Raw genomic sequence first — 23,193 nt, 5'->3', positions numbered from 1 at the left:
CTGGGCCAGCTGGATTCGAACCAGCGAGTGCAGGAGTCAAAGTCCTGTGCCTTACCGCTTGGCGATGGCCCATTATCTTTATGTCTTAACATAGAATGCGCCATGGCACATTCCCGCGCCTGCGACAATCGCTTAACTTATGGCATCCTGTAATCTGCCAAAGCTCTCATATCCTGCCGAAGACTTTTATGATATCCACTCTTACAATGTCTATCATAAAAAAAATGCGAGCATTTCTGCTTGCCATTTCTTTCAAATATTATAGATTAAAGGGTGGATACAGGGATTCGAACCCTGGGCCTCCAGAGCCACAATCTGGCGCGCTAACCAACTGCGCTATACCCACCATATAAACGTGCTTGGAGGGATTCGAACCCCCGACCCACGGCTTAGAAGGCCGTTGCTCTATCCAACTGAGCTACAAACACACAACACTGAATTCTCAGTGTAAGCGGGTGATGGGAATCGAACCCACGTATCCAGCTTGGAAGGCTGGTGTTCTACCATTGAACTACACCCGCAGATCACATCGGGGTGACAGGATTCGAACCTGCGACCTCCTGGTCCCAAACCAGGCGCTCTAGCCAAGCTGAGCCACACCCCGTTGTTTATCTGTTTGTCATCTCCGTGACGACAAAAGTTATTATATTACAAGGTTTTCAAAAAGTCAACATGTTTTTTAAATTTTTTTAAAGAAATTTTTATTTTTCTTTTTCTTGTAAAAGACACGCATTTTTGCCCTTTTTTCAGCAGAAATACGTGCCACCTACTCTAATCCAGATAATGAATCGAAAACTCTGTATTCCCGTCCTGATCCATCTCCATAATGATATAACTGCCTTTTCTGCCTTCCTGCCGTGGAAATGACAGACTGCCCGGATTCAGCACTGTAATATCCCCAAACTTTTTCAGATACGGTCTGTGTGTGTGCCCAAACATCACGATATCTGCATTTCTCGATCTTCCCTCATCCAGGATCCGCTCTACACCAAGAGACACGGAATACTGGTGTCCATGTGCCATAAATGCTTTTTTCTTGCCAAAATAGATCTCCATCTCACGAAGATTTCGCGAAAAGAAATCATTGTTCCCTGCCAGGATATATGCCGGGCATCCACAGAATGCCTCAATATAGTCTTCTCCACCCTCTGTATCCCCGAGATGAACCAGATAATCGATCTTTCCAGCTTCCATGATTGCCCGGTCAAATGCAGTATGTCTTCCATGTGTATCACTAATGATCAATACTCTCATAACTTTTTCTCCATGATCTGTCTCATCATCCGAAGTGCTTCTCCTCTGTGGCTGAGTTCATTCTTCTTTTCCGGTGCAAGCTCTGCCGAGGTGCAACCGTATTCCGGCAGGAAAAAGATCGGATCATAGCCAAATCCATTTGCTCCGGCGATTTCGTAACCAATACATCCTTCCATCGTTCCACGGACAACCTCTTTGTCCCCGTTCGGGAATACTGCTGCCACCGCACAGACAAACCTTGCTGTACGCTGATTATCCGGTACGCCCTTCATTCTTGAAAGCAGGAGACTGTTCTTGATATCATACGAAGTATCGGTTCCTGCATAACGTGCAGAATAGATTCCCGGCTCTTTATTCAGATAATCGATTTCCAGTCCGGAATCATCTGCCAGTACAATCGCATCCATTGCCTTCACTTCCGGCAGCTCTGCGATCGCTGAGGCTTTGATCATCGCATTTTCCTCAAAGGACTTTCCATCCTCTACGATATCAATGTCAATCCCCGCTTCCTTCATAGAAAGGATCTCCATCCCCAGATCCTGCAGGATCTGACGGATCTCTGTCATTTTATTCTTATTACCCGTTGCAAAAATAATTTTCATCTGTAAATTCTTCTTTCTCTTACTGTCTTGGTTCTCTTGGGCGTTTCGGTGGCTTCGGACCTAAGAACTGATAGAAATAGGTCTTCAGCATACCGTTATATATCTTCCGGTTCTTATCTGCTTTTCTTCCGAAATAACGCTCTGCATCCTCGTAACTGGTGATCATATATGCAGACCAGCTGTCCAGCTTTTTAAAACTCTCACCAAATTCTCTGTATAACTGCGGCAGATCCTTTTTATCCTCCAGTCGCTCGCCATACGGCGGATTGGTAATGATAAAACCATACTTCTTCGGGTGGCTTAAGTCCTTTACTGCTCTTTCCTGAAAATGGATCAGATGGTCAACGCCTGCATCTTTGGCATTCTGCCTTGCTGCTTTTACTGCCTCCGGATTCAGGTCATATCCCTGAATATCAACCTGTACCTCCCGGTCGATCACATCATTTGCCTCATCCATCGCATCATACCATGCTTTTTTCGGAATCAGGTTCACCCATTCTTCTGCTGTAAAGGAACGGTTCATACCCGGTGCAATATTGGCTGCCATCATAGCCGCTTCAATTGGAAATGTTCCACTTCCGCAGAAAGGGTCTACCAGGATCCGGTCCTTGTGCCACGGTGTCAGCATGATCAGTGCGGATGCCAGTGTCTCTGTGATCGGTGCCTTTACGGTCATCTGACGATAACCTCTCTTATGTAACGATACGCCGGAGGTATCAATTCCGATCGTCACGATATCTTTCATCAGAAATACACGGATCGGGTAAGCCGGTCCATCCTCCTGGAACCATTCTATCCCGTAGATCCGTCTCAGCCTTTCTACCATAGCTTTTTTCATGATCGACTGAATATCTGACGGGCTGAACAGTTTACTCTTTACAGATGCAGCCTTCGTCACCCAGAACTTTCCGTTCTTCGGAATATAATTCTCCCACGGAAGTACTCTTGTTTTCTCAAATAATTCATCAAATGTCTCTGCTTTAAATGAACCAACCTTAAGAAGGATTCTCTCTGCTGTCCGTAGGAACACGTTCGCATCGCAAATCGCCTGTGCATCTCCCCAGAAGCATACTCTTCCGTCTTCTACTGTTGATATCTCATATCCTAAATCCAGCACTTCCCGCTTCAGAACAGCTTCCATTCCGAAATGGCAGGGTGCTATCAGCTCCATCTTTTCCATTCTTATTCCTTTCTCTACTCCACAATCTGTTATAAACTATATTACGTTTTCTGTCTGCCTTTTGTCAAGGGGCGTAGCTCGCGAAAAAGCAGCGGTTTGGATTCCGCTGCTTTTCCCCTCTTAACTGTTTTGCACTTTTTAATACTTGTCACTTTCGTTATGGCAGGACTTTGAGCTGTCATATGCATTACGATCTGATTCATATGCATTCTTTGCATTCCGGTTAGTCATATTCTTGCCGGATGCATTTTTATTGCCTGAATTTTTATTTGACTGGTTCTTGCCGGATGCATTTTCATCATACGCATTCTTGTTGGATCCATATGAATTTTTGTTTGTACTGTTTTCTGAAGCATTATAATTTTTTGCCATTGATAATTCCTCCTGACATTTTTTTTGTACAAACATAGTATCTATCCTTTTCGTATTTTTATACATTTTTATTTTTTTCTTGATTTTCAAATCGGTTTATATTATACTTTGTCGTGTAGAGATTTATTTTCTACAACCCCTTATTAATTATTTATACTCCCCTCAAACGCTCGATAGCTCCCCTATCGGGCGTTTAACGTTATATAGACAGATTCTTTTCATGTACTTGAACCTAACATATAGAACATATAACCAAAAAGCCGGAGACATAAGCTTCTTTCCATTGCAGAAGAATCTTATACCTCCGGCTTTTTTAATTACCATCGCCTTCTCAGCATTCTGACCAGCAGTATGATCACCAGAAGAGGGATCAGTACCGGTGCGATCAGGCTTACAATCCCGCTTATCACCGCAAAGATCACAACGATCACAGCCACAACCACAAGAATCAGCAGAAGTTTCTTCCACCAGCTATCCAGGCTCCACACATGGATATTGCTGCTTCCTTCTGTGCTGCTGTTGTCTCTGTAGGTCCTTCCATCCGAATCATAGATCACATCTTCTACACTTTCTTCTCCCTGCGCATCCACGATCGTTTTCGCAAGAATCCACGGATCTCCAAGTTCCGCCAGTACCTCACTCTCCGTTCTTCCTTTTCTGATCTCATCATCAATATACTGACTATAGTAGTTCAGATTCTCCTGCAACACCTGTGGTGTCACACCGGAAGAAAGTTCAATTCTCAGTTTTTCAAGGAACTCTGCTTTCGTCATCTTTCTTTCTCCTCTATTCTCATCATTTCATTGTTTATAATTATATTCCGATACAAAAATGTGCCTTGGCACATTCCCGCGCCTGTGATCGTTGCCTGCGACATCTTCCCTGTATCACAGTGCACATCCCGCCGAAGACTTTCTATATCCGGAAATACATTTCCGGATACAGAAAAGAACCTCAGACTTAGAGTAGCATAATTTCTGCTTCTTTCCAAGTCTAAGGTCCTTAAATTTCTATAAGTATTTTATATGTATTTTCTAAACTTCAAATAAAAGATCTCCGTAAGAAGGCATTGGCCATACTTCTTTATCCACGATCATTTCCAGTTCGTCTACCGGTGTACGGAGTCCTTCCATAGCCGGAACTACACTGAAGTGATAGAATTCAGACTGTACTTTTCCTTCTTCTTTTCCTGCTGCTTCTTCTGTGACTGCTTCCAGTTTCTTAAGGGCAGCCTTTGTTTCTGTCAGAAGTCCTGAAATGTCAGCGAGCATTTCTGCCTGTACAGATGCATCTGCTCCGGCTTCTTTTACTGCAAGAACCGTATCTGCAAGCTCTTTTGTATATTTTACAACTGCAGGAATGATCTGTTTTGCAGCAATATCGATCATAGCCTTTGCTTCGATATTGATTGCCTTTGCATAGTTCTCATATTTGATCTCTGCACGGGATTCCAGCTCTGCCTTGGTAAATACACCAAATTTTCCGAACAGATCTACCGCTTTTTCAGTCGTCAGTGCCGGGATTGCTTCTACCATGGACTTGATGTTCGGAAGTCCTCTCTTTTCTGCTTCAGCTACCCATTCATCAGAATATCCGTTGCCGTTGAAGATAATTCTCTGATGATCTGTCAGATATTCTTTGATCAGGCTGTGTACAGCTGTATCAAAATCATCTGCTTTTTCCAGGACATCGCATGCCTCTGCAAATGCCTCTGCTACGATTGTATTCAGTACTACGTTTGGTCCTGCAATGGAATCGCGGGAACCTACCATACGGAATTCAAATTTATTTCCGGTAAATGCAAATGGTGAAGTTCTGTTTCTGTCGGTTGCATCCTTTGTAAGATCCGGAAGGGTTGTTACGCCTGTTTCCAGCTTTCCACCATTCAGGCTGTGTGTTGCCTCACCTGTGCTGAGGAGCTGTTCTACAACGTCCTGAAGCTGTTCACCAAGGAAGATAGAGATGATTGCCGGCGGTGCTTCGTTTGCTCCAAGTCTATGGTCATTTCCCGGATCGGCAGCCGATTCACGAAGCAGGTCTGCGTGTACATCAACGGCTTTCAGGATACATGCCAGTACCAGAAGGAACTGTACATTTTCATGAGGTGTCTTTCCTGGATCCAGCATATTGATTCCGTCATCTGTTGTGATTGACCAGTTGTTATGTTTACCTGATCCGTTGACTCCTGCAAACGGTTTCTCGTGAAGCAGACATTTCAGTCCATGCTCGCATGCTACCTTTTTCAATGTCTTCATGATGATCTGGTTGTGATCTACTGCAATATTGGCCTCTGCATAGATCGGTGCGAGTTCGTGCTGTGCCGGTGCCACTTCGTTGTGCTGTGTCTTAGCTGCAACACCAAGTTTCCATAATTCTTCGTTGACATCTTTCATGTAAGAAGCAACTCTCTGACGGATTGTTCCAAAGTAGTGATCGTCAAGCTCCTGTCCTTTCGGTGGCATTGCTCCGAAAAGTGTACGTCCTGTGTAAATAAGGTCTTTTCTCTGTAAGAATTTCTTTGCATCTACAAGGAAGTATTCCTGCTCCGGTCCTACAGAAGGTGTTACTTTCTTTGATGTTGTATTTCCGAACAGACGAAGCAGTCTGATGGATTCTTTGTTGATTGCTTCCATAGATCTGAGAAGCGGTGTTTTTTCATCCAGCGCCTCACCTGTGTAAGAGCAGAATGCTGTCGGGATGCAAAGGATTGCTCCGGCTGCATCTTTTCTTACAAATGCCGGTGATGTACAATCCCATGCTGTATATCCTCTTGCTTCAAATGTAGCACGAAGTCCTCCTGACGGGAAAGAAGAAGCATCCGGCTCTCCTTTGATCAGTTCTTTTCCTGAAAAGCTCATCAGAACCTTTCCGCTTGGAAGAGGAGCTGAGATGAAGGAATCATGCTTTTCAGCAGTAACTCCTGTCAGTGGCTGGAACCAGTGTGTATAATGGGTTGCACCTTTTTCGATTGCCCATTCTTTCATCTCATGCGCAATTACATCTGCAGTCTCAAGATCCAGCTCTTTTCCTTCTTCAATTGTCTGTTTTAATTTTTTGTATACTTTTTTCGGAAGTCTCTCCTGCATTACTGCATCGTTAAAAACATCTTCGCCAAAAATTTCTGCCACGCTTAACCATTCACTACTCATAATTACCTTCCTTTCTCTAACGCAAAAAAACGAGGAAGCTCCACTTTGTGGAACTTCCTCGTTCATTGTGATCTCTGTTATTTAAGATACATTTACGATACTCTTTTTTCTTTCAAATTTCAAGACCAATTTTTTAATTTGTGTATATTTTCACAAAACTTCATGAGTTTTCAACTTCTTTTTCAACATTTATACCAGTCACTTCTTAGACCTCGAACAGCAGATCTCCATAAGAAGGCATCGGCCACATATTCTTGTTGACGATCATTTCCAGTTCATCCACTGGTTTTCTTAAAGCTTCCATTGCCGGTACAACTTTCTGCATGAAGAAGAATGCCTGTTCTTTTCCTTCTGTCTCCGGTACTTCTGCCACAACAGTTTCCAGTGCTCTGAGTGCTTCTTTTGTGTCTTTCAAAAGATCAGCCGACTGTACAAGAAGCTCTTCCTGTACGCCTGTATATGCTGCAGTGCATGCCTGTTTTACCTGGTTGATCGAATTAGCCAGCGAAGTTACATACTGGATCACAGCCGGGATAATATGCTTGCTTGCGATATCGATCATGGAACGTGCTTCAATGTTGATTGCCTTTGAGTATGCCTCATATTTGATCTCTGCACGGGATTCCAGTTCTGCACGGCTGAATACATCGAATTTTTCAAACATTTCAACCGCATTGTCATATGTCAGGCATTCAATAGACTCTACCATGGTCTTAATATTCGGAAGTCCTCTTCTTTCGGCTTCCTTCACCCACTCATCAGAATATCCGTTGCCATTGAATACGATTCTCTGATGTTTGGATGCATATTCCTTGATCAGATCATGGACTGCAAGATCAAAATCTTCTGCTTTTTCGAGTACATCGCAGGCATCAGAGAAGGACTCAGCCACGATTGTATTTAATACTACGTTCGGTGCTGCCACCGAGTCTCTGGATCCTACCATACGGAATTCAAATTTATTTCCTGTAAATGCGAATGGTGAAGTACGGTTTCTGTCAGTTGCATCCTTTGCAAAATCCGGGAGCGTACTTACACCGGTATGTAATTTGCCGCCTTTTAAGCTGTGTGCAGCTTCTCCGGTATCAATAAGCTGTGCAAGCACGTCTTCAAGCTGTTCTCCGAGGTATGCGGAAATAATTGCCGGCGGTGCTTCATTTGCTCCAAGTCTGTGATCGTTTCCTACGTCAGAAGCAGATTCACGGAGCAGGTCTGCATGCAGGTCTACTGCACGGAGAATACAGGTCAGAACCAGAAGGAACTGAATATTATCATGAGGTGTCTTTCCCGGATCCAGAATGTTGATCCCATCATCTGTAACCAGCGACCAGTTGTTATGCTTTCCGGAACCATTTACACCTTCAAACGGCTTCTCATGAAGCAGGCAGTGAAGGTTATGACGATATGCCACTTTCTTCAGCGTCTCCATAATCAGCTGATTATGGTCAACTGCTACGTTGCACTGTGCATAGATTGGTGCAAGTTCATGCTGACCAGGCGCTACTTCGTTGTGCTGTGTCTTTGCAGATACCCCCATCTTCCAGAGCTCTTCATTAACATCGGTCATAAATGCTGCGATTCTCTCGCGGATCGCACCAAAGTAATGATCGTCCAGCTCCTGTCCCTTCGGAGGGTTTGCACCGAATAAAGTACGTCCTGTAAATACAAGGTCTTTTCTCTTAAGATATTTATCTCTGTCTACCAGGAAATATTCCTGCTCAATTCCAACAGAAGGTGTAACCTTCTTAGAAGTTGTATTTCCAAACAAACGGAGCAGACGAATAGACTGCTTGTTAATTGCTTCCATTGAACGAAGAAGCGGTGTCTTCTGATCCAATGCTTCTCCTGTGTAAGAACAGAACGCTGTCGGGATATAAAGGATCGTTCCTTTTCCATCCGGGTTTTTCTTTACAAATGCAGGGGATGTACAATCCCACGCTGTATAACCTCTTGCTTCAAATGTGGAACGCAGTCCTCCTGACGGGAAGGAAGATGCATCCGGTTCTCCTTTGATCAGCTCTTTTCCCGAAAACTCCATCAGAATCTTTCCATCTGACTTCGGTGCTGAAATAAACGAATCATGCTTTTCAGCTGTTGCTCCTGTAAGAGGCTGGAACCAGTGCGAATAATGAGTGGCACCCTTTTCAATCGCCCACTCTTTCATCTCATGTGCAATAACGTCTGCTGTTGCAGCCTGAAGCTCTTTACCTTCTTCGATCGTCTTTTTCAGCTCTTTGTAAGTCTTCTTTGGAAGTCTTTCCTGCATAACAGCATCATTGAAGACGTTTTCTCCAAATATTTCTGCTACACTAATCCATTCGCTCATCCCATGTACCTCTCTTTTCTACTACTCATTTTCTACTACTCATACAAAACGGTCGTTTTTTGATTCAAATAAAGGAGTCTTGCACTTACGCAAAACTCCTTTTATACCGTTTTCTTCGGACGCCTTTGTCCATGATATTATCAAAAATCAGACTATTCAGCTTTTCCGTCAGAACCGAACAGAATCATTTTCTCTTTTACTTTTTCAACGATTGCATCTGCACCCGGTTTCAGAAGTTTACGTGGATCGTATCCTTTTCCTTCAAGATCTTTTCCTGCTTCAATGTATTTGCGGGTAGCTTCTGCGAATACCAGCTGACATTCTGTATTAACATTGATCTTAGAAACTCCAAGGTCAATTGCTTTCTTAATCATATCATCCGGAATTCCTGTACCTCCGTGAAGTACGAGCGGAAGTTCTCCTGTGAGCTCCTGAACTGCTGCAAGAGTCTCAAAACTGAGTCCTTTCCAGTTTTCCGGATATTTCCCATGGATGTTACCGATACCTGCTGCAAGGAAATCAACACCAAGGTCTGCGATCATCTTGCATTCCTTAGGATCTGCGCATTCGCCCATTCCAACAACACCGTCTTCTTCTCCACCGATAGAACCAACTTCCGCCTCGATAGAAAGTCCTTTTCCATGGCAAAGTTTAACAAGTTCTGTAGTCTTCTCAATGTTTTCTTCGATCGGATAATGAGATCCGTCAAACATAACTGATGAGAATCCTGCATCTATACATTTCAGGCAGCCTTCATAGCTACCATGATCAAGATGAAGTGCAACCGGAACTGAAATGTCCATTTCTTTGATCATTCCATTTACCATTCCTACAACTGTTCTGTATCCAGCCATGTATTTTCCTGCACCTTCAGACACACCAAGAATAACCGGTGATCTTAATTCCTCAGCTGCAGTCAGAACTGCTTTGGTCCATTCAAGATCGTTGATATTAAACTGTCCTACTGCGTAATGACCTGCTTTTGCTTTTTTTAACATTTCTGTTGCTGAAACTAACATTTTGTATTCCTCCACTTCTCTGTTAAAGGCTTTTATAGGCTGACCCCCAGGGGAATCGAACCCCTGATTCGACCGTGAGAGGGTCGCGTCTTGACCGCTTGACCAGGGGGCCAGATGTACGTTCATTAGCCGTCTTGCTAACTCACTTGCTTAGTATAGCGTACTTCTTTTCATTTGACAAGCCTTTTTTTTATTTTTTATTGCTTTTTTACTGCTCCTCTTCCGGAACTACGATTTTAAGTGCCTGCTTCGCATTCTTGATGCAGACGCTGTCATGCTCCCCACCGAACTCTCCATCCAGCGTCCACGGGATCTCTTCCACTGATTCAAAATGGATCTCACCTGTCTTAAATGAATAAATGTGCTTCGTATTGATCTGGCTGCTCAGAAGTGCCCCGATGATCTCCTGAAGCGCGATCGGGTTCTTCGGTGTCCGGATCAGGGTAACCTCAAATTCTCCGTCATCAAAGACTACATTCTTCCCGATCATATTACGGAAACCGCCTACAGATCTGGAATTCGTCACCATACCATAAATAAATTCGTCCTCGATCGTTTCACCGTCATGTGTCACTTTTAATTTATATGACGGGATATCAAAAATTCTGGTTGCTCCTTCCAGCACATATGCCAGATGTCCCAGAACATTCTTCATTTCCTGCTTTGTCTCATAAGATACATCCGTGAAGAGTCCGAATGCTGCAATGTATACGAACACATCTCCGTTAAACCGTCCGATATCACAAGGGAATTCTGTTCCCCCTGCTGCTGTACTTGCCGCCTGGAGAAGATTCTTCGGGATATGGAGACTGCTTGCAAAGTCGTTGGTCGTTCCTGTCGGTATGTAGCCGATCGGAATCTTTTTTTCTCTCTTCATCATTCCGGTTACGACCTCATCAAGTGTTCCGTCACCACCACTGCAGATCACACGGTCATACTCCTCTGTAAATGTCTTTACTTTATAATAAGCGTCTTTATATTTCTGCGTCGGATATACAACCACTTCATATCCTGCTTTTACAATAATGTCAATAATATCAGAAAGCTTCGGTTTTAAAAGTCCCTTTCCTGCATTCGGATTATAAATAAACAATGCTTTTTTCATACGTCCGTCCTCCTGTTATCTGTTCTTTTCTCTGTAAGGCCTTGTCCCCACAGCTCCTTACGGATACATGCATTATAGCATAAAGAGCCTGCTTTTGGCAGACTCTTCAAAGTTTTATGCAATTATCTGTTCTTAACGTTCACAAGAAACCTTTCGATACCAGCTGCTGCTTCCTTTTCATCTGTTCCGTTCGCAACAACGGTGATTTCCTCTCCCGGCAGCAGTGTCAGACTCATCATCCCCATAATGCTCTTTGCATTGACTTGCTTCTGGTCAACTTCGATATACACCGAACTTGAATACTGACTAGCTTCCTGAACAAGAAGTGCAATCGGTCTGGCGTCTAATCCCTCGGACAATTGAATCTTAACAGGTTTTTTGATCATAATGTTCCTCCTTGCTTAGCCCTTATCTCTTCCGCCATTTCACTTAACTTGCGCAATCTGTGGTTCACTCCGGACTTGCCTACCGGATTTTGCAGAAGTGCGCCTAACTCTTTTAAAGATGCCTCCGGATATGTAAGTCTTGTAAGGGCCATGTCCTTCAATCCTTCCGGCAGCTTATCGAGTCCTTTTGTTTCCTCAATATACCTTATATCTTCGATCTGCTTTACAGCAGCGGAAACCGTTTTATTGATATTCGCAGTCTCGCAGTTCACTTTTCGGTTCACCGTATTCCTCATATCTTTCAATATGCGGATATTCTCCAGCTCCATCAGTGACTGATGTGCCTCCATCACATTCAGCACATCCACGATCTGAGCTCCTTCTTTCAGATAAACCACAAATGATTTCTTCCTTGATACAATCTTTGCGTCCAAAGCAAAGCATCTCATTATCTTCTGAATCTGCTGTGCTTTTCCCATCGACGCACAGACAATTTCAAAATGATAGGATTTCTCCGGGTCGCTCATGGATCCTGATGCAAGAAAAACGCCTCGCAGGAAAGCCCGCTTACAGCAAGTCTCCTGAATCACGACATTCTTTACTACAGAAAGCTCTTCTTCCACCTCTCCATAAGGATTGATCAGCTTTGCCGCCTGAAGAACCCTGACAGCATCTTCGTGTTTTTTTACAACTATATAATAGTAGCTGCTGCCTTTTTCCCGGTTCACCCGAATAGCGATATCAACCACTATATTAAACGTTCTTCTCAATAAAGTAAAGCTTTTTCTTGCAACTGCCAGATTTTCCGTATGAATCTTAAGTGCCGCATGACCTCTGCTGTCGATCATGACAGCCCCGCACATGCTGATGATCGCTGCAAGTTCTGCAATCTGGCAATGCCTTGCAGGACTTAACTGGCGCGATATTTCTTCTTTAATATTTCCAGAAAAAGACATACTATCACCTATTTTGCTTTCGTAATTGCATCTTTCTCGATATCACGATGCTCTTTTCTTACACCGTACTCTTTCTCTGCCACAGACAGCCGTTCATACAACTCATTGGAAAGTGTCACGGAGCGGTGTTTTCCGCCGGTACATCCGATTGCGATCACAAGCTGGTTCTTTCCTTCTGCAACATAATTCGGAATCAGGAACTCAACCATGTCGACCAGCTTCTTCAGGAATTCTTTGGAAATATCGTTGTTCATCACGTAATCCCTGACCGTTTTGTCATTGCCACTCTGCGGGCGAAGTTCATCAATATAATACGGATTCGGAAGGAATCTGACATCAAATACCAGATCTGCATCACTCGGAATTCCATATTTAAATCCGAAAGATAGCACGGTAATGTACAGATTCTTGTATTCTTTATTCTCGGCAAAAATACGGTTCAGTTCACTGCGCAGCTCCCTGGTCAGCATCCGGCTTGTATCCAGGATATAATCTGCCCTTTCTTTTAAAAAGGCAATCTTCTTACGTTCTTTGGCGATCCCGTTCTCAATTCTTCCACCCTTTGAGAGTGGGTGATTCCTTCTTGTCTCTTTATATCTTTTCACCAGTGTATCGTCATTCGATTCAAGGAAAAGAATCTCCAGTGGTATCTTGGCTTTTTCAAGTTCGTCCAGAACCTGATCCAGTGCACGCAGATTCTGGCCACTGCGGATATCAAGCCCCAGAGCGATTTTCGTGATCTCACCATTTGGAACGATCAAAAGTTCTGCCAGTTTTGTCATTAAAGGAATCGGCATATTATCCACACAAAAATATCCCATGTCTTCCATCATTTTCAAAGTTGTACTTTTCCCTGCTCCGGACATTCCCGTTACAATTACGAATCTCATCCCTAAAATTCTCCTATTTGTTTCACTTCCGGTTCCATCGTAACACCGGTATCTTCTTTCACTTTCGCTGTTACCTGCCGGATCAGCTCCATCACATCAGCCGCCGTCGCATTTCCTTTATTGATCACAAATCCACTGTGCTTTTCAGAAACCTGTGCTCCACCTATTGTAAATCCTTTCAGTCCACTGTCCTGGATCAGTTTTCCTGCAAAATATCCTTCCGGACGCTTAAATGTGCTGCCTGCACTCGGATACTCCAGTGGCTGCTTCGATACCCGCTTCTGACGGAGATCATCCATCTGCGCTTTTATTTCTTCTTTTTTGCCTTCTGTAAGCGAAATCACGGCACCCAAAACGATATATCTTTTCTCCGGGATAATGCTTGTACGGTATCCGAGTCCCAGTTCTTCTGCCGGAAGCTCCATGATCTCGCCCTCTTCTGTCATAACCCTGACACTTGTCAGTACATCCTTCATCTCTCCGCCATACGCGCCGGCGTTCATCACAACCGCTCCGCCAAGCGTTCCCGGAATACCTGCTGCGAACTCAAATCCGGTCAGTGCTGCATCAAGTGCTGCATTTGCAATCTGCGCAAGCGAACATCCTGCCTGCGCCGTGATCTGATTTCCTTCTACCTGAAATGTTCCCATACTCTTATAAAGCTGGATGATCGCTCCTCTGAAGCCTTTGTCTCCAACCAGAAGGTTGCTTCCATTTCCTACTATATATATAGGTATCGAAAATTCCCGGCATACCCGGACTGCCGCTGTCAGTTCCTTTTCATTCGATGGCATGATAAAATAATCTGCCGGACCACCGATCCGGAAGGTTGTATGCTTCTTCATCGGTTCATCCTTCTGTACTTTGGATGCATCGATCACATTATACAAACATGTCTCAAAATTCTGTTCCATTTTCTTCTCCTAGTATCTATAAATATTCTATGCCATTCTTCTTTTTTTATTTAACAGGAAATTGCCATTGGCCCTCCCGCCAAATAGAAGTTACTACGTGCCAAAGCACGTTTTAATATCATCCTCTAATGATGTAAGTGTCAAAAGTAAATTTTGACACTTACATCATATAATACACCAAAAAATATGCAAGTTCAACGCGCTCTTGCAAAATTAAGAGAAATGCGATATAGTAGGGCATAACATAGAAATTTTATCATTATTTTCAAAAAGGAGTGATTTTTAACTGTGGACTCGAGTGTCTCGCAAATACTTATTTTGCTAGTCCTGCTGCTCTTATCCGGCATATTTTCGTCCGCTGAGACAGCACTTACAACCTACAATAAAATCCGGATGCGTGCCCTTGCAGACGAGGGTAACAAGCGTGCCAGCGCCGTACTTGCCGTAACTGAGAATTCAGGCAAAATGCTTAGCGCGATTCTCATCGGCAACAACATTGTGAATACTGCCGTGGCATCCCTTGCCACCACAATCGCATACCGCCTCGGCGGAACTGCCGTTGCAATTGCAAGTGGTCTCATGACCCTTCTCATTATCCTTTTCGGGGAGATTACCCCGAAGACGATGGCTACCATTCACGCCGAGAAGATGGCTCTCTTTTACGCACCGGCTATCAATATTTTCATGAAGATCATGACTCCGTTTATCTTCATTGTAAACGGCCTCTCCACCGGTCTTCTGATGCTTCTCCGCATCGATCCGAATGCCAAAGACAATACCATGACCGAAGCTGAACTCCGAAGTGTGGTAAATGTCAGCCATCAGGACGGCGTGATCGAATCAGATGAAAAAGAGATGATCTACAATGTGTTTGATCTCGGTGATGCCATTGCCAAGGACGTCATGGTTCCCCGTGTCAACGTAACTTTTGCTGATATTGACAGCAGTTACGACGAACTGATCGACCTGTTCCGGGAAGACAAATTCACCCGTCTTCCGGTTTACCAGGAAACAAAGGATAATGTTGTCGGAACGATTAATATGAAAGATCTTCTTCTTTATGACAGTAAGAAAAGTGAGTTCCAGATTAAAGACATTCTCCGTGAAGCCTACTTCACTTATGAATACAAGAGCATTTCCGAGCTTCTTGTTGAAATGCGTCAGGCCTCGTTCAATATCGCAATTGTCCTGGATGAATACGGTGAAACATCCGGTCTGATCACCCTGGAAGATATTCTTGAAGAGATTGTTGGCGAGATCCACGATGAATATGATGAGAATGAAGAAGAAAATATCAAAGCGGTAGGCGAACACGAATATATTATTGAAGGTTCTACCAATCTTGACGATCTCAATGATTCCCTGGATCTGAATCTGGAATCGGAAGATTATGATTCTCTCGGAGGCTTTATCATCGAAAAGCTGGACCGTCTTCCAAAAGCCGGTGACTCCGTTTCCACCGAAGACGGAATCCGTATGGTCGTAGAAAAGCTCGACAAAAACCGGATTGAGACAGTTCATCTGTATCTTCCGGAGAATTACCGCGAACATACGTCTGACTCGTTGGAAAATGACGACTAAGCAGACCTCCCGGGAAGAAATCCTGACAGATTTTTTCTTTATATTTTGCAGGATATACAACAATTTCAGGGCAGTCCAAAGTGGGCTGCCTTTTTCTTTTTCGGATTTCGTTATTTTTTAAACAATTTTTTCAAGAAATATTGGTTTTTTATTGATTTTATTGCGTAATTATGTATAATTATGGTAAATGGGTGAAGAATTTTACTTCATCAGATGATAAAATCTGCGCTCACAGCTTTTATCATTTAACCATTTAACTAGAATTAGGAGAAAGAGGTTAATTGCAATGGCAGAAATCAATTTAAGCAAGTATGGTATTACTGGAACAACAGAAATCGTGCACAACCCTTCTTACGAATTATTGTTTGAAGAAGAAACAAAAGCAGGTCTTGAGGGATTTGAAAAAGGTCAGGTCAGCGAACTTGGTGCTGTGAACGTAATGACAGGTGTATACACCGGACGTTCCCCTAAAGACAAATTCATCGTAGTTGATGAAAACTCTAAAGACACTGTATGGTGGACTTCAGACGAATATAAGAATGACAACCATCCGGCTTCACAGGAAGCATGGGAAGCTGTAAAGGAGATCGCCAAGAAAGAACTTTCTAACAAGAAACTTTATGTTGTAGATGCATTCTGCGGCGCCAACAAAGATACACGTATGGCAATCCGTTTCATCGTTGAAGTTGCCTGGCAGGCTCATTTCGTAACAAACATGTTCATCAAACCAACAGCTGAAGAACTTGAGAACTTCGAACCAGACTTCGTAGTATACAATGCTTCAAAAGCAAAAGTTGAAAACTACAAAGAACTTGGACTTAACTCTGAGACAGCTGTTTTATTCAACATCACAAGTAAAGAACAGGTTATCGTTAATACATGGTACGGCGGAGAAATGAAGAAAGGTATGTTCTCTATGATGAACTACTACCTCCCACTTAAGGGGATCGCCGCTATGCACTGCTCAGCAAACACAGATCTGAATGGTGAAAATACAGCAATCTTCTTCGGACTTTCAGGAACAGGTAAGACAACACTTTCTACAGATCCTAAGCGTCTCCTGATCGGTGATGACGAACACGGCTGGGATGACAACGGAGTATTCAACTTTGAAGGTGGATGCTACGCTAAAGTTATCAACCTTGACAAAGAATCTGAACCAGATATCTACAACGCAATCAGACGTGACGCTCTTCTTGAGAACGTAACTCTCGATGCTGAAGGAAAAATTGATTTTGCTGATAAGAGTGTAACAGAAAATACACGTGTATCTTATCCGATTAACCACATTGAAAATATTGTACGTCCGGTTTCTTCTGCACCGGCAGCTAAGAATGTAATCTTCCTGTCTGCAGACGCTTTCGGAGTACTTCCGCCGGTATCTGTACTGACTCCGGAACAGACACAGTACTACTTCCTGTCTGGATTCACAGCTAAACTTGCCGGTACAGAACGTGGAATCACAGAACCTACACCAACATTCTCTGCTTGCTTCGGACAGGCATTCCTTGAACTGCATCCGACAAAATACGCAGAAGAACTTGTTAAGAAGATGGAAAAGAGCGGAGCAAAAGCTTACCTCGTTAACACAGGATGGAACGGAACCGGAAAACGTATCTCTATCAAAGATACCCGTGGTATCATTGATGCTATCCTGAACGGGGACATCTTAAATGCACCGACCAAGAAGATTCCTTTCTTCAACTTTGAAGTACCTACAGAACTTCCGGGAGTTGATTCAGGAATCCTTGATCCTCGTGACACATATGCTGATGCTTCTGAATGGGAAGAAAAGGCTAAGGATCTTGCTGCAAGATTCGTTAAGAACTTCGCTAAATACGAAGGAAATGCTGCTGGTAAAGCACTTGTATCTGCTGGACCGCAGGCTTAATATGCGATTTGAAGAATGGATGTGGGAGAGAGTTTCTCCTGCATCCATTTTTTTGTGTATACGATGAGCCAAGTGCAGATTTGTGCTTGCACAAGGATCTGCATTTGGCGAATGTACATCATCGAGCTGTCAAGCGAGATGGTGTACAAAGTATACCAATCGAGTAGGCGTCAGCTTACTCGATTGTGCGAAGGGACGAGGGAGAGGCTGCAATAACCTCATCTGCTTCGTTGCACTGACCACTCCGATGAGCCTCTTAGGGCGAAAATTGTGTCAGCAATGGCTTCCACAATTTTTGAGTCTCATCTCCGTAGTGCAAAATGTCAGCAGACGAGGTTATTGCAGCCTCTCCCTCTGGTTTTTCAAGACAAAACAGAATTGAATGATTTATGAGAAACAGAACCCACAGCCATCTTCGGGCTGTGGGTTCTGTTGACTGTTGAAGTTTGTTGGTTGCAGCTATTCTTTTCGTACTTTTAGAGTATGACGATAGTGTAATATCAACTACATGTATTTATGTAAAATATTTTTTTCTGCAGTATATTTCTACTTCTCTTCCGGTGGAAGTTCTTCCCCTGCCAGTTTTAGAATGTCGCTGATTTCATCTTCTGTGATGTCGAGAAATTCTTCTAATTCGTCTACGCTGACTTTACGTCCCATTTCTTCAGAAAGTTTTTTGATCTGTTCGTCAAGATCATTCACTTTTTCCACCATACGGTTATCCTGTTTTTTGGTTTCTTCCTGGGATTCTAAGAGCGCCTGCATGCTTTCTTTTGCCATACTTAAAAGCGCTTCCATATCGCCTTCATGCTCTTCCATAGCAAGCATAAGTCCCATGTTGCCTTCCTGAACGAGATCTCCGATGTAGATATCTGTTCTGTGCATCTCTTTTGCCATAGACAGAATTGCCGGAAGGAGTTCTTTTAACGGATCCCCCTCTCTTAAGCCTTTCAGATCCTGTTCGTAAAGATTTAAATAATCCTGCTCTTCCTGGGTATATCTGACTACATCCTCTGGTTTTTCTGCGTTCTTAATGGATCCACCGGCTTTGACGTAGCCTTTTACGATCACTTTTTGAGAAAGAAGGTAATCAAATACCAGTTCCATCTGTTCTTTCGACAAATTGTCTTCTGCAAAATATTCTTCGACTGTAGTTTTATCTGTTATGTTATTCTGGCTCGCGCAAAGTGCAAGGATTCCTGCCAGTTTTTCACGAAATTCTAATCTTTCTGCCATGTTTTGATTCTCCTGACTATTATAGAAATAACTATTCCGCAGTTTTGCGGTACAGAATAATCATAACATTATATTTTCAGGCTGACAATTTATTTTTCATCAGATGCTTTTTGTCTGATTATTTTGTTCGAGGTATTCGGCTATTTTTTCTAAGAGATATGTGCCGCCTGCTATGATTGTTGTGCCTCCGATGATTCCGATGATAAATGGTGCCATGTCTGTCATTCCTTCCGTTTGTTCTTGTGTGGGTTTCTTTTGACGGTTTTATTGTACTATTTATCGTGGAACGGAACTATCATGATTGGTTTAAATGTTTGTAAAATCTGCTTCTTTTCACCCTTTTCATAGATTCACATATATTATATAAAATCTATCTATCGAGGTATATCTATGCCTGTATCTATCATGCTCGATGCCGGTCACGGGGGACGTGATCCGGGAGCTGTGTATAATGGTCGCCAGGAAAAGGATGATGTACTGAAGCTGGTGCTTGCGATCGGAGAAATTTTACAGAACAGCGAAATTGATGTGGAATACACACGGACAACGGATATTTATGAGACACCTTTCCAGAAAGCAACAGAGGCAAACGAAGCCGGTGTGGATTTCTTCATATCGATCCACCGGAATTCCAGCCCGCTTGCCAATCAGTACATGGGCGTGGAAAGCCTGATCTACAATCTATCCGGCATCAAATATGAAATGGCGGAAAATATCAATGCACAGCTGGAAACAGTTGGGTTCAAAGATCTCGGAGTAAAGGCGCGCCCAAATCTGGTTGTCCTCCGACGCACAAAAATGCCGGCGATCCTGGTCGAAGTCGGTTTTATCAATTCGGATTCTGATAATACAATCTTTGATAAGAACTTTAATGATATTGCGCAGGCGATTGCGGACGGAATTCTGGATACCTTAGAAGAAAAGGGACTCTGGAAACCGGAGGGGGCAAGAAACAGTTCAACAGAATCGGAGTTTTCTGGTGATTCCCGTGAAAATTCTTCTGATGATGATTCCAACTCAGAATTCCCAGGCACCTCTGATTCTGTCGAGCGCACCATGCCAAATACCAATTCTCAGCCTCCTTCAAACTCTGAAAACCGTTCTACCGCTTCGACTGTAACCTACAGTGTACAGATAGGCGCATTCCGCAATCCAGCTTACGCCAGACGGCTTCTTAACGAACTTACAGAAATGGATTTCCCTGCCCGGATTGATGACAGCAGCCAGTATGACCGGGTTCTGGTCGGTCAGTTCGATGTATTGAATGATGCCGCCATGATGGAACGAAGACTAAAACAAAGCGGATATCCAACTGTGATTGTGAGCTTTTCTGAAGAAGTCTGATTGATTTTGTGGAAAATTCACAAATCATTCTAAGTACAAAAGTAATATTTACAATTTCGGTTAGTGTAGGAACGAAGGTATTCCACGCATAACGAGATTCTTCGAAATTGCTTTTAAAGTCAACGGATTTTATACTTATATACCAAACACAAAAAACAAAGGAGGAAATGATATGTCACTGAGAAATACAGCGAAAGCGGATATTGTCCTGAAAAATTTCTGGAAAGACAATGCTCACTTCGCCGATTTGTTCAATGCAGTTTTGTTTAACGGGGAACAAAAACTGCACCCGGAAGATCTGAAAGAAGCAGACGTAGATCTTTCATCTGTCCTGAAATTCAACGGACATTTAGAAACAATCCAGCGACTGAGAGATGTCGTAAAAAAGACAGCCTATGGAATGGATTTTGTAATCTGGGGTATTGAAAACCAACAGAAAATCCACTATGCAATGCCACTAAGACACATGATAGAGGATGCACTTTCATACTTAAAAGAGTATAATGAAATTGCAAAAAAGAATCTGGATGAAAAGACCACAAATACAAAAGATGAATTTCTGTCCAGATTCAAAAAGACGGATCGGCTTCATCCGGTAATCACTCTGTGCGTTTATTACGGAGAAAAGGAATGGGATGGGGCAACCAGTTTGAAAGAAATGCTGGAACTGCCTGACTATATGGAACGTCTTGTGCCTGATTATAAGATGAATCTGATACAGTTCAGAAACAGCGAAAATCTAAATTTCAAAAATCAAGATGTCCGGACAATCTTTGATGTAAGCCGGTTGATTTATAGCAAAAATTATGGCAAAATTACAAGTATCTACAAAGAACAAAATTTAACCAATGAGTTAGGAATTGTGATCGGAGCAATTACAGGCTCGCAAGAACTGATAAACTATGCAGCATCAGAAAAAGAAGGAGGTCAATTTAATATGTGTACAGCTTTAGATGAATTAGTAGAATCTGGAAAAGAAAAACTACTTACTGAAATGGTAAAAAAGAAACTTGCCAAAAACAAAACTCCAGACACGATCGCAGATGAACTGGAAACAGATCTTTCTGTAATCAAAAACATTATCGAAAAGATTGAGAAAAGCGCATAAACAATAACCCTCTCGTTTTTACAGGATGGTTATTTTTTCCATTGCACCATGTAGTCAATTAAAAATCTCATTTCATTAAAAAGATCCCGTATAAAACCACTGCCTAAGCAAGCCTTGATTTTATCAGGATCTTTTTTAGCATCTCACAAAGATACACTTACATTTCTATCTCGGCATCCCTTTCTCCTCATCCGCAACATACTCGAAGAAATCAAAATCCGCATAATGCTTATGCAGCACTCTGTCCGCACAGGTCAGTCCTACAAAGGTTCCTGTAAACTCACCGTATTTGCAGTATTCATCCGAGAATTTTGTTGTATCAAATGGTCCGCCGATTTTCACAAACTGCTCTCCGTCATAGCTCCACTCAAACCAGGACTTTCTCCCCTCAATATTCAGCCGCAGATAGATCGGTACATCCTCTACCGGAATACGGGTATTCAGAAGTTCTGTCTTGGTTCCATTTTCCAGATGGATGATGGAAAGTGCACTCTGTCCCAGTGTCTGGCTGTAATATTTACGAAGGTTGATGTAGTTCATGTTGTCATAATACATGATCAGTCCGGCGCTGTGCTGATGGGTTTCCGGCTTGAATTCCATTTTGGTTGTCGCCCGTGCATAGACGCTGGTCAGCTTTCTTGCCAGAATACTTACTTTGTTCAGAGAGGTTCTGGATTCCTGTCCACGGATTCTCACATAGCCTGGACGAGCCTTCACATCTGCAAATCTCTGCGGCATGATTCTCGGCGCATAGTACCAGTTGCCAAGCTCTTCTCCATCGAAATCATCAAAAGAAGGAATCTGCGGAACCGGGTACTCTGGAAGCCTGCTCTCTTCCACATACTCTTTTGCAAGATTGTCATCATCATACATCCGAAGCCATCCGTCTTCTGTCCACTTCATTTTCTGGATCGCAGTCTCACGTCCCAGTGTACAGCGCAGCTCCGGTGCAAATGGTCTTGCGCACAGATGGACAAGATATACTTCTCCAAGGGAAGTTTCCACATAGCTTGCATGACCGGATTTCTGAAGAACGCTGTCCGGATTATAATATTTCGGTTTCAGATGATCCGGATCCTGACGTTCATAAGATACGCCCGGTACACTCGTTACGATTGGGTTCATCGGATCGCCTTCATATGGTCCCCATACATTTTTTGACCGTCCCATGGTAACACAGTGATTGTATCCGGTTCCACCTTCTGCGCACATAATGTAATAATAACCATTTCTCTTGGTCAGATGTGGTGCTTCGATACATCCCCGGTCGGTTCCACCGTTCCAGATACGCTTTGGATATCCGATCACTTCCTGCTTCTCCGGTGAATATTCGATCATGCAGATTGCTCCCGGCTTCTCATAGCCTTCACGGGTCTCCCACTCCAGAGATACTACCCATTTTCTTCCGTCATCATCGTGGAACATGGAAGCATCAAATCCTGCTGAATGCAGATAGACCGGTTTGCTCCACGGTCCGCGGATGTCTTTTGCCGTAATCACATAATTGTCCACATCAAAGTATCTTGCGTTCATGGAATTCATCACTCCATATACGACATAGAACAGATCCTCCTGCTCGCAATAAGTCAGGCACGGCGCCCAGATTCCCTTTGCTGACGGAAGCTTTTTCAGATCGACTTCTTCGTCATCTGTCAGTACATGTATGTACAGTTCCCAGTTCTTCATATCCTTGGAATGGTAAACCGGAATCCCCGGCATCCATTCAAATGTTGATACTGCTATATAATAATCGTCCCCTTTTCTGCAAATGCACGGGTCCGGGTTAAATCCTTTGAAAATCGGGTTATGAATCATGATTTCTCCTCCTATATGACCAGATGCCGTTCTCTTTTTCTCTGGCATCCCATTATCACCTTGCT

General features: G+C 43.2%; 19 protein-coding genes and 6 tRNA genes. 4 read left to right on the top strand and 21 right to left on the bottom strand.

Annotation, left to right across the window (positions count from 1 at the left end):
• The 19 genes from G4407_RS00630 to murB all read right to left on the bottom strand — a co-directional run bounded on the left by G4407_RS00630 (position 1) and on the right by murB (position 14,153).
• Positions 1-72: transfer RNA gene (locus tag G4407_RS00630), tRNA-Gln, on the bottom strand.
• A 200-nt stretch (positions 73-272) separates the two neighbouring features.
• Positions 273-346, bottom strand: a tRNA-His gene (locus G4407_RS00625).
• Between the two features lie 8 nt (positions 347-354).
• Positions 355-428 (bottom strand) — tRNA-Arg (locus G4407_RS00620).
• 22 nt (positions 429-450) lie between these two features.
• Positions 451-521 (bottom strand) — tRNA-Gly (locus G4407_RS00615).
• Between the two features lie 8 nt (positions 522-529).
• Positions 530-604: transfer RNA gene (locus tag G4407_RS00610), tRNA-Pro, on the bottom strand.
• 167 nt (positions 605-771) lie between these two features.
• Entirely contained in the window at positions 772-1,254 is a 483-nt protein-coding gene (locus tag G4407_RS00605) for a metallophosphoesterase family protein (RefSeq protein ID WP_173687350.1), read from the bottom strand.
• Complete coding sequence (gene rdgB, locus G4407_RS00600; protein ID WP_173687349.1) at positions 1,251-1,856, bottom strand: RdgB/HAM1 family non-canonical purine NTP pyrophosphatase; 606 nt, start codon at positions 1,854-1,856, stop codon at positions 1,251-1,253. Before rdgB ends, G4407_RS00605 begins: the two co-directional genes overlap by 4 nt.
• A gap of 19 nt (positions 1,857-1,875) precedes the next feature.
• Positions 1,876-3,036: a THUMP domain-containing class I SAM-dependent RNA methyltransferase gene (locus G4407_RS00595; protein WP_173687348.1), complete on the bottom strand. Its 1,161-nt coding sequence runs from the start codon at positions 3,034-3,036 to the stop codon at positions 1,876-1,878.
• Positions 3,037-3,174: 138 nt separating this feature from the next.
• Entirely contained in the window at positions 3,175-3,408 is a 234-nt protein-coding gene (locus G4407_RS00590) for a hypothetical protein (protein WP_173687347.1), read from the bottom strand.
• A gap of 317 nt (positions 3,409-3,725) precedes the next feature.
• Positions 3,726-4,181 carry a DUF1700 domain-containing protein gene (locus G4407_RS00585; protein ID WP_173687346.1) on the bottom strand — a complete coding sequence of 152 codons (456 nt, stop codon included), beginning with the start codon at positions 4,179-4,181 and terminating at the stop codon, positions 3,726-3,728.
• 261 nt (positions 4,182-4,442) lie between these two features.
• Complete coding sequence (locus G4407_RS00580; protein WP_173687345.1) at positions 4,443-6,557, bottom strand: glutamine synthetase III family protein; 2,115 nt, start codon at positions 6,555-6,557, stop codon at positions 4,443-4,445.
• Positions 6,558-6,762: 205 nt separating this feature from the next.
• A complete protein-coding gene (locus tag G4407_RS00575) occupies positions 6,763-8,883 on the bottom strand; it encodes a glutamine synthetase III family protein (RefSeq protein ID WP_173687344.1) in 2,121 nt (706 codons plus the stop codon).
• 152 nt (positions 8,884-9,035) lie between these two features.
• The gene (gene fba / locus G4407_RS00570) at positions 9,036-9,902 is read right to left on the bottom strand and encodes a class II fructose-1,6-bisphosphate aldolase (protein ID WP_173687343.1); all 867 of its coding nucleotides are present in this window, start codon (positions 9,900-9,902) and stop codon (positions 9,036-9,038) included.
• Positions 9,903-9,942: 40 nt separating this feature from the next.
• A tRNA-Glu gene (locus G4407_RS00565) sits at positions 9,943-10,014 on the bottom strand.
• Positions 10,015-10,110: 96 nt separating this feature from the next.
• On the bottom strand, positions 10,111-11,007 hold the full coding sequence (locus G4407_RS00560; RefSeq protein ID WP_173687342.1) for a diacylglycerol/lipid kinase family protein: 897 nt from the start codon (positions 11,005-11,007) through the stop codon (positions 10,111-10,113).
• Positions 11,008-11,129: 122 nt separating this feature from the next.
• Positions 11,130-11,393 (bottom strand): HPr family phosphocarrier protein, encoded by a 264-nt coding sequence (locus G4407_RS00555; RefSeq protein ID WP_117558570.1) that lies wholly within the window; start codon positions 11,391-11,393, stop codon positions 11,130-11,132.
• Complete coding sequence (whiA, locus tag G4407_RS00550) at positions 11,390-12,349, bottom strand: DNA-binding protein WhiA (protein WP_173687341.1); 960 nt, start codon at positions 12,347-12,349, stop codon at positions 11,390-11,392. The genes G4407_RS00555 and whiA overlap by 4 nt, the downstream gene beginning before the upstream one ends.
• 8 nt (positions 12,350-12,357) lie before the next feature.
• On the bottom strand, positions 12,358-13,239 hold the full coding sequence (gene rapZ, locus G4407_RS00545; protein WP_173687340.1) for an RNase adapter RapZ: 882 nt from the start codon (positions 13,237-13,239) through the stop codon (positions 12,358-12,360).
• A 2-nt stretch (positions 13,240-13,241) separates the two neighbouring features.
• Positions 13,242-14,153: a UDP-N-acetylmuramate dehydrogenase gene (murB, locus tag G4407_RS00540; protein ID WP_173687339.1), complete on the bottom strand. Its 912-nt coding sequence runs from the start codon at positions 14,151-14,153 to the stop codon at positions 13,242-13,244.
• Between the two features lie 288 nt (positions 14,154-14,441).
• On the opposite strand from murB, the gene G4407_RS00535 reads away from it, so the two are divergent.
• On the top strand, positions 14,442-15,734 hold the full coding sequence (locus tag G4407_RS00535) for an HlyC/CorC family transporter (RefSeq protein ID WP_173687338.1): 1,293 nt from the start codon (positions 14,442-14,444) through the stop codon (positions 15,732-15,734).
• Between the two features lie 286 nt (positions 15,735-16,020).
• A complete protein-coding gene (gene pckA / locus G4407_RS00530; protein ID WP_173687337.1) occupies positions 16,021-17,625 on the top strand; it encodes a phosphoenolpyruvate carboxykinase (ATP) in 1,605 nt (534 codons plus the stop codon).
• Positions 17,626-18,171: 546 nt separating this feature from the next.
• Here pckA and G4407_RS00525 read toward each other — a convergent pair.
• Positions 18,172-18,861, bottom strand: a complete 690-nt coding sequence (locus G4407_RS00525) for a hypothetical protein (RefSeq protein ID WP_173687336.1) — start codon at positions 18,859-18,861, stop codon at positions 18,172-18,174.
• Between the two features lie 390 nt (positions 18,862-19,251).
• Between G4407_RS00525 and G4407_RS00520 the strand changes: the two genes are divergently transcribed.
• Complete coding sequence (locus tag G4407_RS00520) at positions 19,252-20,205, top strand: N-acetylmuramoyl-L-alanine amidase (protein WP_173687335.1); 954 nt, start codon at positions 19,252-19,254, stop codon at positions 20,203-20,205.
• A gap of 172 nt (positions 20,206-20,377) precedes the next feature.
• Entirely contained in the window at positions 20,378-21,313 is a 936-nt protein-coding gene (locus G4407_RS00515) for an Rpn family recombination-promoting nuclease/putative transposase (RefSeq protein WP_173687334.1), read from the top strand.
• A 165-nt stretch (positions 21,314-21,478) separates the two neighbouring features.
• Here the strand turns inward: G4407_RS00515 and G4407_RS00510 are convergent, their stop codons facing one another.
• Positions 21,479-23,176, bottom strand: a complete 1,698-nt coding sequence (locus tag G4407_RS00510) for a glycoside hydrolase family 43 protein (RefSeq protein WP_330585901.1) — start codon at positions 23,174-23,176, stop codon at positions 21,479-21,481.
• Positions 23,177-23,193 lie beyond the last annotated feature (17 nt).

It is taken from the genome of Allocoprococcus comes (assembly GCF_013300725.1).
In the GTDB taxonomy this organism is placed as follows: domain Bacteria; phylum Bacillota; class Clostridia; order Lachnospirales; family Lachnospiraceae; genus Allocoprococcus; species Allocoprococcus comes_A.
Note: the sequence above shows the minus strand (reverse complement) of the source record. Positions and strands in the feature narration are given on the sequence as shown.